Here is a 17,951-nt window from a genome sequence, read left to right as displayed (position 1 = left end):
CTCGGCGATCGTGCAGGAGATCGTCAACCGCTCGGGCTGGGCCGCGCTCAACGACATGGCATTTTTGGTCAGCGGCACTGGCACGCGCACGGCCGATTCCTACGAATACAATCCGGCCAGCGCACCGCTGCTGCACATCGAGTATACCCTGCCCGGTCCGGCCGGCAGTCCGGTGGCTTTCAACACGCCGCCCGACGCCAACACCGCCGCCAACCAGATCGCCGAGCTTGCGGCGGCTGGCACGGCCGTCGGCATCACAGCCTCGGCCACCGATCCCGACGCCGGCTCGACCGTCGCCTACAGCATCAATGACACGCGCTTCGCCATCAACGCCAGCAGCGGCGTCATCACCCGCTCGGCCACCGGCTCGCTCGACTTCGAGACCCAGACATCGATCAACCTGACGGTGACGGCAACCTCCACCGACGGCAGCACCGCCAACCAGGCCTTCACCCTCGCCGTCCTCAACAGCCCGGAGCCGGTCGCCTTCAACAACCCGCCGGATGCCAACACTGCCGCCAACCAGATTGCTCAGACCGCCGCCGCCGGCACGGCCATCGGCATCACGGCCTCGGCCAGGGATCCCGATGCCGGCTCGACGGTCACCTACAGCGTCAACGACTCGCGCTTCGCCATCAATTCCAGCACAGGCGTTGTCACGCGCTCAGGCACCGGCACGCTCAATGCGGCAACCGAGCCGTCGGTCAACCTCCACGTCACCGCGACCTCGTCCGATGGGAGCGCCGCGGGCCAAGACTATGCCGTCAGCGTGACCACAGCGCCGATTTTCGAGAAAAGGATCGCAACCAGCACCGACGACGTCGAGCAAGGTCCCAGCGGCGGGATGGACCTCACCAGCACCGATCTCGACATGGTGGTTGACGGCACCAAAGTCCAGACGGTCGGAATGCGCTTCACCGGCGTCGACATTCCCTACGACGCCGTCATCACCAGTGCCTACATCCAGTTCCAGGCCCAGAATACGAGCACCGGCGCCGTCTCGCTCCTGATCCGGGGCGAAAGCGACGAAGCCGTCCCCTTCGAGAGTGAGAAAAGCGATGTCACCTCGCGCCTGATGACGACTACTTCGGTGACGTGGACGCCACCCGACTGGACCGTGAACAATGAAGCCGCCCTTGCCGAACGCACCCCGAACCTCTCGGCAATCGTGCAGGAGATCATCAACCAGCCGGGCTATTTGCAACTCAATGACATGGCATTCGTCGTCAGCGGCAGCAGCGGCGCGCGCAGGGCCAATTCCTTCGATGGCAGCGCCACCGGCGCACCGCTCCTGCACGTCGAGTACTATGTGCCGACGACCGGCCCGGTCGCCTTCAAGCATCCACAGGACGCCGACCCTGCGGCCAACCAGATCCCCGACCTTGCCCCCGCGGGCACTTTGGTCCACATCACAGCCTCGGCCAAGGATCCGGACGTCACCGATACGGTCACCTACAGCCTCAACGACCCGCGCTTCGCCATCAATTCCAGCACCGGCGTCATCACGCGCTCTGGCACGGGAACGCTCAATGCCCAGACCGAGCAGTCGATCAACCTCCACGTCACCGCAACCTCGTCCGACGGGAGCACCGCCGCGCAGGACTATACGGTCAGCGTCGTCCCGACGACGCCGCCGCAGGTCTTGTACCGGTACGCGGTCTTTGGTGACTACGGCGACACCGATCTCTCCGGCGAGAAGGCGGTGTCGGCGATGGTCCATGCCTGGAATCCCGATTTCATCCTCACAATCGGCGACAACGTGTATGCTCCGCAGACCTTGGATGCCGCCGTCGGCCAGCAGTATCATGACTACATAGGCAACTATCAGGGCTCATACGGCAGCGGCAGCGCCATCAACCGCTTCTTCCCCACGCTAGGCAATCACGAATACGAAGAAGGCAACGTTACCAACTACCTGAATTACTTCACGCTGCCCGACAATGAGAGGTACTATGACTACCAGATCGGGCCGGTGCATTTCTTCGCTCTCAGCAGCAACAAGCAGGAGCCGGATGGCCGCAGTTCCACATCTGTGCAGGGCCATTGGATGCAAGACCTTCTCGCGAATTCCGACGCGAGTTTCGACGTCGCCTACTTCCATCACACGCCATTCAACCCGAGCGGCTCCACTGCCACCATGCGGTGGCCCTTCGAGCAGTGGGGTGTAAACGCGGTCTTTGCCGGCCATCAGCACAACTACTACCGGGAGAACCGGGACGACAACGGCGACGGCGTCTTTCTTCCGTACACGACCACCGGCCTTGGCGGAGCTGGCAAGACCGTTCCCAATGTCGGCGCCAATCTGGTGACGATCACGGACGCGGGCATGCTGATCGAGTTCTACAAGGTGAGCAGCTTCAACGGGACGACTGCAACCAGCATGCTCACGGATTCCTACTTTGTCCCGACGCCTGTAGGGCGCACGCCGACAATCGTCAACGGCGGCTACGTCCTGAACGGCACGACCGGCGCGGACTATCTATGGGGTCTGGGCGGGAATGACACGCTGATCGGGGGACGCGGAAACGACACATTGGTTGCCGGCAACCAGCACAATCTGTTCGTGTTCGCCCACGGCGACGGTCAGGACACCGTCATGAATTTCCTGCCCGGCGCCGGCACCGGCGACGTCCTCGATCTCAGAGCCTTTGGCATCTACAACACCAGCCAGTTCCTGCAGGCGGCGACAAACCAGGGCTCGAATGTCGTGGCGTCGCTGGGCGGCGGGGATCAGATCACGCTGACCGGCGTTCAAGTGGCCCAGTTCCACGACGACAACTTCCTGAGCAGTCTGCTGCTTGCGTAGGGCCGCCTTCCTGCATGCTCAAAGGTCCGCGTCGCGCGGTTCCGAAGATCAGTGCGGCGATCCATTTTGCGCTGATTTGCAGTTCGGATGATGGTCGCCCCGGCAAAGAAAAGCCCGGACCGCTCGCGGCACTTTTGCGTGCCACGAGCGGTCCGGGCTTTCAAATGACAGGCTGGAGCCCTATGTCCTCAAAACGCTGTTTTCAGCGACCATGATGGTCGAAGGGCTTACCCCTGGCCGGGAGGGCCGACGTGAATATGGTTCTTGTCCCCCCAGCCATTGCCCGGTTTTGATCCACCCGATTTGGCAATCGCCCTGGAGTTCAAGCTTGTGCCAAGCAAGAGCGTCACAGCCGGCGGAGTAACCGCCGCAAAACGCCCCGCCTTCTTGAGAAAGTCGCGGCGCGCTTGAGCCTCCGAGACCAGGGTCTCCTGGGTCCGTTCCGAGCGTTTTGTGCCTTCCGGTGCCATGTCAAACCTCCCACAAACTTTCTCAAATTCACGGATTCATCTTATGCCTTCTGATCCAGTACACTAGTTCTCCAAAAGGCTTAGATTTTCGTGCGAGGGTCGAAGAGCGTACGAGCGATGCGCCGCAAGAGGTACGGCGGTCCACGTCGCGCCAAACCGTAGGCGCGTGAAAACCGCCATATGCCCCACGTCAAATTACCGACCAGTCGCAGAGGGGCGCCAATGACGGGGTGGGTCGCCGTGAAGACGCGCCTCCAGTGCTGGAAACGGACGATCGGGCGTTTTGCACATTTTTCCGGGATTCGGGTTCCAAAGAAATGGTGCATGGCCAGGAGCTGGGTTTCGAGCGCATTGCGGGCGCTCCGGTCCGACATAGAACCCTGCAGTGACATCCAGTCCACGTCCTCGTTTTCCGCCAATCGAGCCAAGTCATGGAGGTGCCTGAGATCTATCCTTCCGCGCCAATAATCTCCCTCCTTGAGAAGGTCGTGTACCATCCAGTGCATGGCGCGAGACTGAACGGGAGGAATTTTCACCCGAAGGCCGTCTCGCTGGATGAGCTTGGGGGAGTGATAGCAGTCCGCTCGGGTAGACCGGAGCTCCAGCATTCCGGCGTCCTGCTGGCGGGCCATGCCTCGACCCCCCGCTACATCGACGTAGCCAAGCTCTTCAAGACAGTCTCTGGCGACCTTCTCTTGGCGTGGATTCACGGCTAGATCGAGGTCACTCGTCATCCTGCTGGGGACCAGGCCGGCCGGCGAAAGGAACAGGGGAACGGCCCCCTTGAGCAGGAGCGGAGAGATATCGCTGCGGTTGAGGGCGGCAACGGCTTCACCCAGTTGGGTACGCAACCGCAGATTTCGTTCCCGATTGCAGTCGTGAACGAACCGAAGGTACTCGCGCACGTCCTCTGGCAGCTGGTGGATTTGTCCGGCGCGCGCCAGGGACGAGAACAAATCGGGTGTAAGCAGAGTGCGATTTGCCAGAGCAATCACGGCCTGCCAGTCAGCCCTGTCCGTCGGAGTGCCGCGAAGTCCGGCGACCAACGCCTCAAGTGCGTTGCCCCTGTTGCCCCTGCTTATCATCGACACGCTTCCGAGATAAGGCGTACCGCATCATCAAGCCCCGAATAGGTCAGGCAATAGGTTTCCGTCGATCCGATGAGTTGGGTCAGCGCTTCGAACGCGGTGACACCCAGCTCTCCGCCGGGCGCAAGCGCGCCATTGAGAAGGCCGCGCAATGCGTGAGCTGGATCGATCGGCTCCAGGCTGGCTTTCGAGTCACGGCCTCGACGGAGCAGGACCACACAGCCAATGTGCAGGGGAGCGGGAGGCAAGGGCACGAACGCCTTGGGCACGGCAAATCGTACACGCTTGCGGTCAGGGCGGCGACAGATCGGAACGGCATCAAGGCCGGGGCAGTATTTGGCCAGCAACGGCCATGCTCCCGCCTTGACCGCCGGGGCAAACGGAAGGCCAACGCCATGCCCCCTAGAGTCCAGCAGCGTCACATCATCGGCGACAAAGCCAAATCCTGCATGGACCAGTGCCAAGGTCAGCGTCGTCTTGCCCGCGCCCGGATTGCCACAAAGAAGGACGATGCGTTCATTTCTGAGAAGCGCAGCCGCGTGGAGGGCAAGTTCATAGGCGCCGTAATCCAGAACCTCGGTCAGCAATTGCCCCTTCAGCATGACGGGTAATTCGTCGAGGGAGCAGGACAAAATCCACTTGCCATCCCGCAGCAGATGGACTCTCCCTCCCTGCCCAACCACCTCGAGCAGTACGTCGGCAGTATCTCCTTTGACCTCAAGGTGGCGAAATACGGAAATCGCGGGAAAGGCGCAGGCTGCCGGATAGACGATGCGTATGTTGAGGCCCGCGACTGCGACCACCTGGCTCACAGGCTTTTCAGCTGACGAAGTAGACAACGGCGCGCAGGGCCGTATCAGGTTCAGCCGCTGCCAATCCTCGAGTGCAGCCTCGACATGCCTGTCTGCCTCAAGTCTATCAACGCCACTGCGCGCCATCTCGACCGAAATGGCGTGCGGTGGCATGCCTTCTTCCAGAGAGCGCCAGATGTCGGCAGCAGTATCGTTGACGGCGAAAATGGCGTTCTGGGAAGGGCTGAACAGGATATTTTGTCCCCTGACACGTACCAACCGCCCTAGGATCACAAACGTCGCAGAATTCCAATCGGCCGGGCCTGATGCCACCACAGTTCTGTCAATCGCGTCGTGCTGATTCATCGCCGTGACGGTCCAAGCTGTTGTTGCCAGCGGTGCATTCAATGGGCGAGCGCCAAATGCCTTCGCAGTTGGAGTAATCGTTGCCGAGCGCTGCGACTTCTCACAGCACTTCGTCAGAGAACCGGACCACGTCCTGATGCGCCGCGACCCATTGGGAACGGACCTTGTTCCAATAGCCGCGGGCGTCGGCGCCCGTCAGCAATCTGAAACCAGACGGTGGCAGTGGCAATGCGGAAGGGATCGGCTCGTCGGGCAGCCACAGCAGCACATTGTCGCGGCTTTCAATCGTCAGCCGCCATGTTCTTTCCAGGCGATGGAATCCACGCATGTTGGCCGCGGCCAATGCGAAAACCGATTCCGTGATCCTCAACCTGGGCGACTGATCGACAGCCTTGATCGGCGCCTGATGTGTGATTTCGCCCTTGGACAGAAAGGCATGCATGCGAATGAGGGATTTGTCGACCCGCACCGTTTGCCCCGTTCCGTCCCGTTCGTTTGACGCAGGGTCCAGGCTGATCCCCGAGAAACATCCGTCGAACAGGCAATCTTCAATGATGCCGCTGAGGAGATAGTCGTTCTCCACCGCATCATCCCTGATTTCGCTGAGCCAGCACCCTTTTAGCCGAAAACCGTCGGCGTGCTCGGCGAGGCGAATGCCATCCCAGCAGCGACGGGCACGCACCCCCTCAATTGTCGCATCGGTGGTTCCGTCCCTGACAAGCAAAGCCGCGCTGTTGCAGTAGGTGTCCCGCCAATCAGACGTTAGCGGTACCTGGCCGTCGAAGCGGCCGCCGACAAAGCGAACCCCTGGACAGTTGCGGATGACGACGGGATAGCGATTGACCGGCAACGGCCCCTCGTCGCAGCCCATCGCCGCATTGGGATCGCGGTTTCTGCTGTTGGCAACTGTGAAGGAAGCATTTCGAGCGTTGATTGTTGCTCCCGGCTGCAGGTTCCGTATCGATTGCTGTTCGAAGCCATAGTCACCTGCCAGAACGAACTCCTTGCCTGCCGGCGTTTGTCCGCCTTGCGCTTGGCACGAGCCCGGCAACAGAGCGATTAGAGGATACAAGCCGGCGACGCCCATGAGTGAACGGCGGTTCATTGTGGTGCTCATTGGCGTGCCGAACCGCTCAGCCGATGTCGTTCGAGGCAGGCCGGAAGCACCACCTCAAGAACCCTTTCGGCGACATCTTCGGGCGATGCCAACCTTTCCACGTCGACCGCCGCCAGCACGCCGACGTGATCCTCCGTTTCCATTCTTCGCTCAAGGTCGGCCAAAATCTGGCGGCAAGCACAATCCGCCGCCGACCAAAGATGACGGTCGCAGTCAGGAGATGCCCTTTGTATCCGCGAGGACCTATCGCCCCTTTTCAGAAGTCGACTTCGTGCTAGGCGAATCTCACCGCGCAGATGGACAAAAACCATGTCATGCACGCCAATGGCGAGCAGGATGTCAAACCACTTCTCCGAAGTTTCGCGGTGCTTACTCTTGAGCAATACGGACAGGAACCCCTGCAGAAGCCCCTGATCCATTATGATGATGGTATCCTTTCCTTGCCTCTCGGTCTGAATATAGGCAACCAAAACCGAAAGGTTCCAGATAACCCTGATTACATCGACAACCGATGATTGCCCGCTTTCGATGACAAAACGTGCAATTCGGGCGAGCAGCGAGCGAAACTGACGGTCCTTGAGCCTTGGGGTAACAATACCGATCCTGTGGATTTGGCGGTCGATGAACGCTCTTGTCCCCCACGCTAATTGCACATCGCCTGCCAGCGGGCCGCACCGTCGCAAGTCGTTCGCCAACAGGGTGGAGGCCGTGGTTTTTCCGATCCCAGGGAGACCAAAAAATTCCACGAATCGAATGTCTGTTTGAAGTGGGCGTGGTTCGACGCTTGGCGGCAAGCCTGCCGTCAGGTCACGGACTGTGTACGAAGCCATGGGGATCAGGGGATAAAAGTTGGTTTTCCGAAGATTGAAAAAACAGTTCAATATTGAAATAGCTGGGACCCTGGAACCGCGTACAATTTCGGACGCTCAGGGCCGGTCTGCAGTGATCGTTGGATGCCGCGGTAGAAGATGAGCAAAGCCAACGGCAGCCAGAAGAATGGCGCTGTCGATGGACCGAAGGAGTCGCTCATCTGGTTTGCGATGATGTAGTTCCACAGGGAAACCGACGTTCCAAGCACCATCACATTCACTTCCGCCGCATGGTCGCCCCCCCTGTCATTGCCGAACAATGTGCAGAACACGACCCTGGAAAGATATGCCATGACCACGAGAACCAGCATCGACACCAACGCCAAGCCGGGCACTCCCAGTGTTCTAAAGAAGTCAATGAACAGATTATGGCTGTGGGGCGCGATATCTTCCACCCATTGCCCTGCCCCCACACCCGTGAACGGGTGCGACAGGCCGAGATCGATCGATATGGACCACAGTCGCTGCCGCGATACCACCGAATGCGCCTCGCCTCCGGAAAGTTGAATGGCCAGCAGGCCGTAAGCCCGTGGATTTAGGAACTGCAATGTCAGCAGGCTCGCTTCGAACAATATCGGAGCGGCAATGGTTCCCACGATTACCTTTAATGGATTCTGCTTTCTTCTGATTAAATATATACTGTATAGCGCAAAGAAAAGACCAAGGCCCACCACGCCGAGGACGAAGTTTGTCTTCGAACCCGATTTCACCAAACCCAGGAGCACCGCAGCGAGGCAGCCGGTAAGGAGAAGTCGGTACCGGCGGGATGTGACCAGCTTCGCCGCGACAAGCGGCAGACCAGCCGACAACGCGATCCCGAGTTGGTTCGAGTGCTTGAAATAGCCTTCAGCCCGATCGGCGAATCTGGCATCGCCCAGCCCGATTGCGACAAGACAGGATGTTACGACAGTCATGATGACTATGGTCGTCACAACCCTGTCGATTGCCACGAGACCCTTCGGTCTCATGGAGATTGCCGCGACCGCTGGAATGATCGCGAAACCAAACACTTGTGAGAAAACCGCGCGCATCGTCCTCATCGGATTGTCTGCGTAGAGCATCGACAGTAGAGAGAGAACGATGATGACAGCAGATATCGTCAGCACCGCAGTCGTCAGGGCGGCCTCAATCCGATGGAGGCGTCTTGCTGTTTCCGCGTAGGTACCGACACTTAGCAAAGCGCAGAACAGTGCCAGCAAGAAGGAAAGCGAGCCATCCGTTCCGGCAATCCGCGTGGCGCCAGGGAACCAGATGGACAGGATCAGCAAAAGGACAGATACCTGAAGCATAAGTAGAATGTCACACTAGAGGCATTATGCGGGGACTGCGCGCCGACGCAGGCTCGCGTCGATGAGCAACGTCCAGAGCCTTGTTGTCCTGAATAGCCGCACTGATAAACACAGGCTTGGCGTCCGGATCATAAATCATTGCATGCTGCCGCACGGCGGGTGAAATTCCGCATACCTATTTCCAAGCAGCGTAGGCTTGGCGGGTGGACAAGGAAATGAGCGAAAAGGGGGCATTCGGACAGGGTGCTCTACGCCTTTTGTGTAGCGCGGGGGAGTGTACGGCGATTTCCGCCCCTCGACCGCTCGTCGGCGAGGCGGTGCAGCCGGATTGAGTGTTGGTACCGATTCGCAGATGTGGGAGACTTGGAGATGGCACACTGAGTCTTCCACCCATAGGAGATCGCCGTGCTTTGGGGCCTTGTCGTCGTCGGTGTTATCGGCATTTTGCTGGGATTTCGTTTTCGAGCTGCCGCGCTCATCATCATGACCGCGGTGACAGTCGTGGGCGGCGTCGTTGCAGGCGGCATCGGCAGTGTATTTGACTGGCACCACCTCATCTCAATCCTGCTTCTCGTTGTTGTTCTACAGGGGGCCTACTTGCTCGGCCTCTTCCTGGGCGTAGTCTGGCGCCAAGGCATGTCACGTGAGCAGTAATGGTCTGCGGCTGCCATTTCGCCGCGGCCGACCGGCGCCGCACCTTTCGCCATTGCGGTCGCGGCAGCACGCTGCGGTTTTTAGGCAGAGCAAAGCATCGGGCAAGAATTTGCGATGCGCATTAATCAAGACGCACGATCGAATTTCATCACGGCGCCCACAGTCCGGACGAGAATGACAACATCGGCCCATAGGGACCATTCCCGCACATATCGGCTGTCGATAGAGACACGACTGGGATAATCCATTGCGTCTCTGCCAGCCACCTGCCAAAGGCCAGTTAACCCAGGCCGGGTTTTTAGATAATCGATCGCAGAGGAGCCGTAACGTTGAAGTTCGTCGGGAACGACCGGACGAGGGCCGACGCAACTCATCTCGCCGCGCAGCACGTTGATGAGTTGAGGCAACTCATCCAGGCTCGACTTCCTGAGAATGTGCCCCAGGAATGTGATCCGCGGGTCATTCTTGAATTTCCAATTCTGCTCCCACTCCTTGGCGGCTTCGGGATTGCTCGCGAGATAGTCTGCCAGAACCCGCTCCGAGTTGGCCACCATGGTCCTGAATTTGTAACAGGCGAAGCGCCTGCCGTTGAATCCGATCCGGGTGTGTGAGAACACCGCCGGTCCGCCGTCGGTCACCAATATCAAAAGGGCAACCGCCAGCATGACCGGAGCAGCAAGGACAAGCGCGATCAATGCGACAGTGATGTCCACCATTCTTTTGCGCCGGCCTCCAAGCGGACGGAGGTTTTGGCCGATGTGGATACCAGCTCTGCGGCGCTTTATGTCGAATGCGCTGATTGTCATGGGATTTCACCAAGAAACGCTGTTGGTGTTGCTGCCCAACTTCACAGCGGCTTGTCATTCTTCGCAAGAGAAGCAAAGGAGGTAGCGGCGTACCCGGCGCCCGTTACTCCTAAGCCTGATCCACGCGTCGCTGGTGTAGTGTCTTTAAGCCTTCTGATCAAACGGCGTATCACCTAGCATCCGTTTGCTGCGGTAGCAGTTCGGGCAGGTTCGGCTGTATTGCCAGAGCCTGCATTGGACCTGGCGCAGCCGCCAAGAGATCGGAGTGCCAACCAGATCCAGGCAGTCATGCTCGTGGCGATACAGGAACCACGTTTGCTAAATGCGCGAGGCCGCAAAGGCATCCGTCAAAAAACAATGCAGGAAATGCACGTGCATCGTGCCAAGACAAGATCCGGCAGGGCGGTTGATCCGCTTAAGGGACATTGCAGGCTTATTTGATAGTGGAGCGCGCAACCTAGTGCCCAGCTTGATGCCTTTACCACATGATTTTGCCGGAACGTCGTCTGCTCGTGATGTTCTCGAGATCGACCCTGCCGAAATGCTTGCTATCGTGCGCAAGCAAATAGGCTTGCTTGATCTCGATCTCTCCGGCCTCACCGTGGTCGTTGGCGCCACGACGGGATATCAAGCTGTGACTGCCACAGCGGCGGCGCTCGCCAATGCCAGCCGTGTCGTTGCGCTCACGCGCACATCTTCCAGACATCCAAGCCTGGCGGCCATCGCAGATGCGACGTCGGCATTTGCCAAACACGCTAGGGTCTCCAAACGCGTTGAAGTGACGAACCGGATCGACAGCCGCAAATGGCAGGATGTCGACCTCGTCACGAACTGTCTGCAGGTCGCCCCGATTTCGAGATCGCTCATCGAACTCTTACCCTCGCATGCGGTTGTTTCGCTAATGGCTGAACCATGGGAGCTTCGTCCGGGCGTTGTGGACTTCAACGCCTGTGACGAGGCCGGCATCAAAGTCGCGGCTCCCAATCTGAGCCACCCAGCCATAAACCTGCTGCCGGAATTCGCGCGGTTGTGCTGCATCTTGCTCCGCGATGCCGGTGTCGATCACCGTGCCGCGAGGCTCGCCATCGTCTGTGACACGCCCTGTGCCCCGTCCCTCGAGCGTACGCTAAGCGAGGGTGGGGCGAGAGTAAGTGTTTTTTCGCACCCCATGCTCCTGACTGACGATGCATGGGATGTGATCGTGGTCGCGATGAGGCCAACTGACAAACCACCAATGGACATCAACTGCCTGGGCCGTATTGCCCGGAACTCTCACCAAGCGCTACTGGTGCAGTTCAGCGGCGGGGTCGATCGCTCAGCCGCCAGCTATTTCGGCCTCAGCATCTGGCCACCGAAGCGACCCACCCGTGGTCAGCTAGGCCTTCCCCTTGACGCACTCGGACCGGCTCCAATGGTCCGCAGACTGACGGGTGGGCTGAAGGCCGCCGAAGCCGCGTATCGTGGCGCGGAGCTAGCAGGGGACAGCGTTGGATTTCTCGTAACAGCGGCGTCCGCGACGGTTGGCTAAGAACGTGCCTCGACACACGCCGAGCCAGCCCGTTTCGCGAAACCGCTCGGACGAGGCCATCGACCTTAGATCAGAACGCCGAACCCCTGGTCCCGCCCTTAACGCACCTGTTATTGCCAGAGCCGGCCAGGCAAAGACCGATCCGAGGCAGCCTTCAAAGCAACATTTGTCTAAGCTTGTACGCTACCTCGGTGCGGTTGGTAGCCTTGAGCTTTTTCATGATATTTCGGATGTGGACTTTGACGGTGCTCTCGCACAGGTTGAGCTCGTAGGCAATTATCTTGTTCGCCTTGCCTGTCCTGAGCGCCTCCACAACCGCAGCTTCGCGTGTGGTGAACATGCCGGAGAGCGGACGGACACCGTTTGCGGTCGAGTGGATGATCTCTCGCAGCGCCAGCACGCAGCTGGCGGGTACAAAGATCCCTCCGGCACGAGCAAGACCAATGGCCTCGGCAGCGACCTTCACCGTCACGCTTGTGGGAATATAGCCTCGGGCGCCGCATTCGAGAGCCGCGAGAACCTCCCCTGGCTCATCGGAATCCACCACGACGATTACGGGTACGGTGCCAAACTCGGAAATTAAGTGCGCAAGTTCCGCCCGAACACTCTGGTCCGTGACCTTCCTGGCGCCAAGAATTACGAGGATCGCGGACGGCTCCTCGTCCCCGCCAATGTGCTGGATTTCGTCAAGCGATCCTACCGCGCTAACGCGCAAGGTGGGATTGTGTTCGATAAGGCCGCGCGCAAGGCATTCACGCTCAAGCGCTCGCTTGTCGACAATCATAACCAAGCCTTCGCTCGGACGTCCTTCGTCGAGATCGGACCTGCCAAGACCATTCGCGTCCGGCAGATGTCCATTGTGTAACGGTTTTGTTGCATCGTTCCAAAAATCGGAAATTTGTCCCATCGCCTTACTTACTCCTCTCGGCCGTCGACTTTGCTTTCTCCCTTCTTGTCATGGCTACCTCGCAAAGCTTGTCGAAGGCATGAACAATACGCTCGTTCACCGTGTGTCAGACTGCCTGCACACCAACGCGGAATAGATTCAAGGAGTAGGCCATGCGCCGTCCCAAGGCACCGACGTATGGCTTCCCTGTCCTGTAGAGGTAACCCAACCTGAGAGGCATAGTACGATGCTGTGGAAAAGGCGCATTAATCCTGGTTAACAATTTGGTAATTATATCTTAGCTAGCTAATATACCAGACCCCAATGGCTTTGCGCAGGTCTGATTCCCCATTCAGGCCGGGCGTGCGACTGTCTCATAATCGGGGGCGGTCCGGCCGGCTTGGCTGCCGCGACATATCTCGGGCGTTTTCGCCGCCGGGTCATGGTCGTCGACGCCGGCGAAAGCCGCGCGAGGTGGATACCCGTAAGCCATAACTGCCCTGGTTTTCCGGACGGCATTTCGGGCGTAGATTTGCTTGAACGACTGCGACAACAGGCCCTGACGGGCACCGTTGACCTTATCGACGGTACAGTTACCGCTCTCCGGCGCGATGGCCCCGATTTTGTCGCCACGGCGTCGTTCGCCGTTCGGGCTCGCGCGGTGCTGTTCGCTACGGGCATCGTCGACACGCTCCCGAACACTCCGGATGCGGCCAGCATGATCGCAATAGGATCGATGCGGCTGTGTCCGGTCTGTGACGCTTACGAGGTCATCGACAAACGTGTCGCCGTGATCGGTCCGGCAGACCAGGCGACAAAAAAGGCCCTGTTCATGCAGACCTATTCAAGCGACGTCACTATACTGGCGACCGACGCGATATCAGGCCTTGACCCCGCCACGGGCGAACTCCTCAAAGCGGCTGGCGTCAGGGTGGAAGAATGCCTGCCGGATTCCGTACGGGCTGCCGGTCCGCGGGCTCGGGTAAGCCTGCGTGACGGCAGATCGCTTTCATTCGACACGATTTATCCTGCCATGGGTTGCACCATACGCTCAAAGCTCGCCATCGATCTCGGCGCGGAATGCGACGGCGCCGGCAATCTCGTGGTGGACTCGCACCAGCGCACCGGCATAGCCGGCCTTTATGCCGCAGGGGACGTGGTCGATGAAATCAACCAGATTGCGGTCGCGTTCGGGCACGCGGCAATCGCCGCCACCGACATGCACAACTATCTTGCAACGACGGACTAAAGCGGCGCGCTTGTACGGAAGCGGTCGGCGCGATGTCGGCTTGAGGGTGACCGCTGGGCTTATTTCAATCTCCGCAATTTTTGTGCGGTGCAGCAACGAAATTGCTGCGAGCGCGTTGCACTCACGCCCTTCAACCCGGAGGTTCAAATAGAAGGACGGGCCAATTGCGAAAAGTCTCCGATACGATTGCGCGCCTCAGGGCACTGCGCGCGCAACAAAATAGGCACCCCGTCTCATTCACATCCGTCGATCGCCTCTCCACCCTCGAAAATTTCGGCTCCAATCCGGGCGGATTACGGGCAAGATACTATCGACCAGATGACCTCGCCGAAGGCGCGCCGCTCGTCGTCATACTGCACGGTTGCACCCAGAACGCCGTCGGCTACGACTACCACTCGGGATGGTCCCAACTCGCCCAGCAGATCGGTTTCGGGCTTCTCTATCCCGAGCAACAACGCGCCAACAATCCCAACCTCTGCTTCAACTGGTTCCTGCCTGGGGACACTGCGCGCGATCGCGGCGAAGTCCATTCGATCCGGCAGATGATCGAGACGATGGTCATTACGTACGGCCTTGACCGGCAGCAGATATTCGTTACCGGTCTTTCGGCGGGCGGGGCCATGGCGGCGGCAATGCTCGCCACCTACCCTGAAGTGTTTGCCGGCGGCGGCATCATTGCCGGTCTGCCCTTCGGTTGCGCCACAACCATTCCTGAGGCGTTCGACCGCATGCGCGGCCACGGCGGCCCGTCCGAGCAAGAATTGCAGCGGCTTGTGCGGAAAGCCTCCATGAACAATGAACAGTGGCCCAGGATTTCGATCTGGCAGGGTTCCGCCGATCGCACTGTGGCGTCCGTTAACGCGGAGTCCATCGCTGCCCAGTGGCGCGGCGTGCACAAACTCGCCAAGGCGCCGACCCATTCGACGAGCGAGCGCGGACGAAGCAGGCAAGTTTGGGCTGACGAAGCCGGAGAAGTGAAGATCGAGATAAATATGATTGACGGCATGGGTCACGGCACGCCCGTCGGGCAGGGCCTCGGCATGGCCGGACCTTACATGCTCGACGTAGGAATCTCTTCAACCCAGGAGATAGTGCAGTTCTGGGGTCTCGGCGATGTCGACGACGCGCGAGCGTCAGCCAGGGCGAGGCCCGCTTCGCCAAGGTTAGCTACGCCAAGGACCGACATGACGCCATCAGCATTTCATCTTCGGGCAGCGTCGAAGGGACAGGCGAAGGCCAGGCCTGCGGAACCGGTTCTGGATGACTTGCACGGGTCGAGGGCTCAACCCCTACAGAAAGTCATCCAGGACGCTCTGCGCTTGGCGGGCCTGATGGAGTAGGCATAACAGTCATTGCTCTCAGTGAATAGCTGAGCGGAGCCTAGCTCTTGCACAATGGAACGCGGTCGACTTCGTAAGCGTTGACTGCCATTCAGCGAGTGGCGGTATGCACCTTATCCAAATCCTGCTTCCCCGAGCCGACAACGATGGCCGGCCTTTCGCGCGGGAAGATTTCGATCGGGTAAAGGAGGAATTGGCGAACCGATTTAAAGGCGTTACGGCTTATCTTCAGGCCCCTGCAGAGGGCCTGTGGCTGCAAGGCGCGGAATCTGCCCGAGACGACATCATTATCTTCGAGGTGATGGCCGAGGAACTCGAGCTGGCGGACTGGCACGACCGGCGCGCGGAACTCGAACGAAGATTTCGGCAGGACGAGGTTATAATCCGCTACATGCCTATCGGGCTCGTCTAGACAGCTCCGTGTGTTCATCGCGACCTGCAAGCGTTACTGGCGCATGAGGCATTGTGGTTTGGTCCCGAAGCCCGCGCAGCGTCCTTGCCCCTCTAGGCCACGAACTAAAATGGTTCGTGGCGCCCAAGGCTAATCGTGACACGGCGCTGCCTAGCCGTGCCTGGCAACGAAATTGTCGATCGGCCCGGTTAAGGAGTGGGCCTCTTGCCGGATCATCTCATCATCCCAGTCCCACCAGCGGATTACCAGCATCTTGGAGATGATTTTGGCCGGGAAACGGAGGCGAATGGTTTTGGCGGGATTCCCCCCGACAATCGTGTAGGGCGGCACATCTTTCGTCACCGTGGCCTGGGCTCCGACAACGCCGCCGTCCCCGATCTTCACTCCAGGCAGAATTATTGCCCGTCTGCCAATCCAAACGTCATTTCCGATCGTTATTCCTCGCCGTCCGCTGGGGTCTTTAAACGGGGGCTTCCCCAGCATCTTCGAAGGGGCGAAGGAAGTAGTCGCGCATGTCGTTGGATGGTTCCCACTGCAAAGAAACATCACTTCGTCGGCGATGGAGCAAAACGAACCGATCTCAAGTGGCGCCTCAGGACTGCACCCGAAGATCTTAAGGCCGTTGTCGATGCCAAAAGTATGGCGCCCCAGCTTGGTATCTTTCGGTACTGGGTGGCGTCTATTGCGCAGCCAAATGGTCAGCTTCGACATGGTTGCTCCGCCATGAACACTTGGACGCGAATAGCACGCTGGCAATCATCCAGTCCACATCCTGCCAACTCAGAGGGTCGTTTCGGCAAGCAGTCTGCCCGCCAGCTGCGCCGAGATGCTTCAGTCGATCAGTCATCCCTGGAACCTCTCGGTGCCAAGCGATCTTGTCGCCGACCTTCATCCCTCGGTGTCGACTTCGATGAGCGTGATCTTGACCTGCGGCTAGCACCGACTGCAGTCGAATTCCGCCTTCAACCTGAGCATTCGCGACCGCGTCTTTCGCATTGGCAGCCGGCGTGGCGCATGCAACCGAGATCTCGTTCTGGACTTGGCGCCAGGAAGACAAGGCCGCCTAGAACGAATTTTTTGCCGATTTCACCAAGGAGAACCCGGACATCCATGTGAAGTTTGAGTCGTTCCCGGATGAGATCTACCCAACCATCGTCTCGACGGCGCTGGCCGCCGGCAAGGCGACGTCATCCACACCCATGCCTATGGCTGGGATCGACCCGATAACCAATGCGTTGTTTCCATCATGTTTTTTACGTTTACGAGTTCAATCTGTATCACGGATCATCGCCCGATCAGTCGAGATCAAACCGCATGGCGAGCGCCTTCGAGCACAACGATCTCAAGACGGCTTTGGCCCTCTAGGGGCAGTTGGTGCGCCCTGGTCTTTGAGCGGCTCCCGCCATGTTCTTGGCGAGCCCGACCAGACGCAGCACAGCCCGCTTTGGATTGGAACCGAGCCACAGGCCCCTAATCGAACTGACGCTGTTTTTCCCGCGAAGCGGCTTCCACAGGGCAGAATCGGTAGCGACTGTCCTGGCATAGCTCGCCTCGGCCAAGGTGACGCCTTGCCCCAGTCCCACCTGGAAGATGACCGTCGCTTGGTTCGCGTGACACGCATGAACGGTCGGACCGCCACCGGCCGCAATGCGTTCGAGCAGGCACAGGTCCGACGGCGGCCCTTCCAGCCCGATCGGGACGAGCAGAGGCATGTCCGCGAGGTCGGACCATCTGAGCACCGGCCTCTCGACAAGAGAATGACAGGACGGCAGTAGCACGAAGAGGCGTTCTTGCCAGAAGACTTCGCTGCTGCAGAATTTGGCGGTGCCAGTGTGATGTGTGAACACGAGGTCGAAGCACCTGCGGCGTATTGCAGAAAGGCACTGGCCCGATGGGATATCCTCAATGGTCAAGGTTATGTCCGGGTACAGCTTGCCGAAACGCTCGATGAGGCATTTGAGGAATTCTCCGCCTGTCACCCAGCACAGCCCAATCCGGAGTGTCTTGGCATCCTTGTTATCGCGCACACGCTCGGCGAAAGCATCGAGCAGGCCGTCGTAGTGAGCGCGCACGATTTCGATCCAGGCGCGGCCTGTCTTCGTCAACCGAACGCCGCGCACATCGCGCTCGAACAGTTGCATGTCGAGTAGCTGTTCGAGTTTGACGACGTTACGGCTGACCGAGGATTCCTGGACCCTCAGGGCTATTGCGGCCTGACGCATGCTGCCGTGATCCATGGCCGCAAAAGCGTAGGTCAGCAACTGAATAGCATTCCCGTTC

14 protein-coding genes and 2 pseudogenes are annotated in these 17,951 nt (G+C 59.4%); 6 read left to right on the top strand and 10 right to left on the bottom strand.

The window, feature by feature from the left end; genetic code table 11:
- Positions 1-2,806, top strand: a 2,806-nt coding sequence (locus EOA36_RS07260; protein WP_127276366.1) for a putative Ig domain-containing protein, incomplete at its 5' end; no start/stop codon positions are given.
- A 266-nt stretch (positions 2,807-3,072) separates the two neighbouring features.
- Here the strand turns inward: EOA36_RS07260 and EOA36_RS38105 are convergent.
- The 6 genes and pseudogenes from EOA36_RS38105 to EOA36_RS07230 form a co-directional block, all read right to left on the bottom strand.
- Positions 3,073-3,276 (bottom strand): annotated as a pseudogene (locus EOA36_RS38105) (hypothetical protein); the annotation flags it as partial.
- An 80-nt stretch (positions 3,277-3,356) separates the two neighbouring features.
- Positions 3,357-4,361: a nucleotidyltransferase family protein gene (locus tag EOA36_RS07250; RefSeq protein WP_127276362.1), complete on the bottom strand. Its 1,005-nt coding sequence runs from the start codon at positions 4,359-4,361 to the stop codon at positions 3,357-3,359.
- A complete protein-coding gene (locus EOA36_RS07245) occupies positions 4,358-5,563 on the bottom strand; it encodes a PqqD family protein (RefSeq protein ID WP_245464277.1) in 1,206 nt (401 codons plus the stop codon). Before EOA36_RS07245 ends, EOA36_RS07250 begins: the two co-directional genes overlap by 4 nt.
- 58 nt (positions 5,564-5,621) lie before the next feature.
- Positions 5,622-6,626: a hypothetical protein gene (locus EOA36_RS07240; RefSeq protein ID WP_127276370.1), complete on the bottom strand. Its 1,005-nt coding sequence runs from the start codon at positions 6,624-6,626 to the stop codon at positions 5,622-5,624.
- Between the two features lie 8 nt (positions 6,627-6,634).
- Positions 6,635-7,384, bottom strand: coding sequence for a hypothetical protein (locus EOA36_RS07235; protein WP_127276360.1), 750 nt, complete (start codon positions 7,382-7,384; stop codon positions 6,635-6,637).
- A gap of 131 nt (positions 7,385-7,515) precedes the next feature.
- On the bottom strand, positions 7,516-8,775 hold the full coding sequence (locus EOA36_RS07230; protein WP_167531543.1) for an O-antigen ligase family protein: 1,260 nt from the start codon (positions 8,773-8,775) through the stop codon (positions 7,516-7,518).
- A gap of 426 nt (positions 8,776-9,201) precedes the next feature.
- Between EOA36_RS07230 and EOA36_RS07225 the strand changes: the two genes are divergently transcribed.
- Positions 9,202-9,450, top strand: coding sequence for a hypothetical protein (locus EOA36_RS07225; RefSeq protein WP_127276356.1), 249 nt, complete (start codon positions 9,202-9,204; stop codon positions 9,448-9,450).
- A gap of 125 nt (positions 9,451-9,575) precedes the next feature.
- Here EOA36_RS07225 and EOA36_RS07220 read toward each other — a convergent pair whose 3' ends face one another.
- On the bottom strand, positions 9,576-10,256 hold the full coding sequence (locus tag EOA36_RS07220) for a sugar transferase (RefSeq protein WP_245464276.1): 681 nt from the start codon (positions 10,254-10,256) through the stop codon (positions 9,576-9,578).
- A 322-nt stretch (positions 10,257-10,578) separates the two neighbouring features.
- Here EOA36_RS07220 and EOA36_RS07215 point away from each other — a divergent pair, with 322 nt between their 5' ends.
- A complete protein-coding gene (locus tag EOA36_RS07215) occupies positions 10,579-11,784 on the top strand; it encodes a hypothetical protein (protein ID WP_127276354.1) in 1,206 nt (401 codons plus the stop codon).
- Positions 11,785-11,938: 154 nt separating this feature from the next.
- On the opposite strand, the gene EOA36_RS07210 is transcribed toward EOA36_RS07215, so the two are convergent.
- On the bottom strand, positions 11,939-12,691 hold the full coding sequence (locus EOA36_RS07210) for a response regulator transcription factor (protein ID WP_127276352.1): 753 nt from the start codon (positions 12,689-12,691) through the stop codon (positions 11,939-11,941).
- Between the two features lie 319 nt (positions 12,692-13,010).
- Here EOA36_RS07210 and EOA36_RS07205 point away from each other — a divergent pair, with 319 nt between their 5' ends.
- The 3 genes from EOA36_RS07205 to EOA36_RS07195 all read left to right on the top strand — a co-directional run bounded on the left by EOA36_RS07205 (position 13,011) and on the right by EOA36_RS07195 (position 15,671).
- Positions 13,011-13,919, top strand: a complete 909-nt coding sequence (locus EOA36_RS07205) for an NAD(P)/FAD-dependent oxidoreductase (protein WP_127276349.1) — start codon at positions 13,011-13,013, stop codon at positions 13,917-13,919.
- Positions 13,920-14,083: 164 nt separating this feature from the next.
- Positions 14,084-15,259, top strand: coding sequence for a PHB depolymerase family esterase (locus tag EOA36_RS07200; protein WP_127276347.1), 1,176 nt, complete (start codon positions 14,084-14,086; stop codon positions 15,257-15,259).
- 106 nt (positions 15,260-15,365) lie between these two features.
- Positions 15,366-15,671 (top strand): hypothetical protein, encoded by a 306-nt coding sequence (locus EOA36_RS07195; RefSeq protein WP_127276345.1) that lies wholly within the window; start codon positions 15,366-15,368, stop codon positions 15,669-15,671.
- Positions 15,672-15,821: 150 nt separating this feature from the next.
- Here the strand turns inward: EOA36_RS07195 and EOA36_RS38905 are convergent.
- Positions 15,822-16,103 (bottom strand): annotated as a pseudogene (locus tag EOA36_RS38905) (CatB-related O-acetyltransferase); the annotation flags it as partial.
- 929 nt (positions 16,104-17,032) lie between these two features.
- Positions 17,033-17,951, bottom strand: a 919-nt coding sequence (locus EOA36_RS07180; RefSeq protein WP_145969121.1) for a LysR family transcriptional regulator, incomplete at its 5' end; no start/stop codon positions are given.

Source organism: Mesorhizobium sp. M8A.F.Ca.ET.021.01.1.1, from assembly GCF_003998025.1.
GTDB lineage: Bacteria > Pseudomonadota > Alphaproteobacteria > Rhizobiales > Rhizobiaceae > Mesorhizobium.
This window is presented reverse-complemented; position numbering and strand designations above follow the sequence as displayed.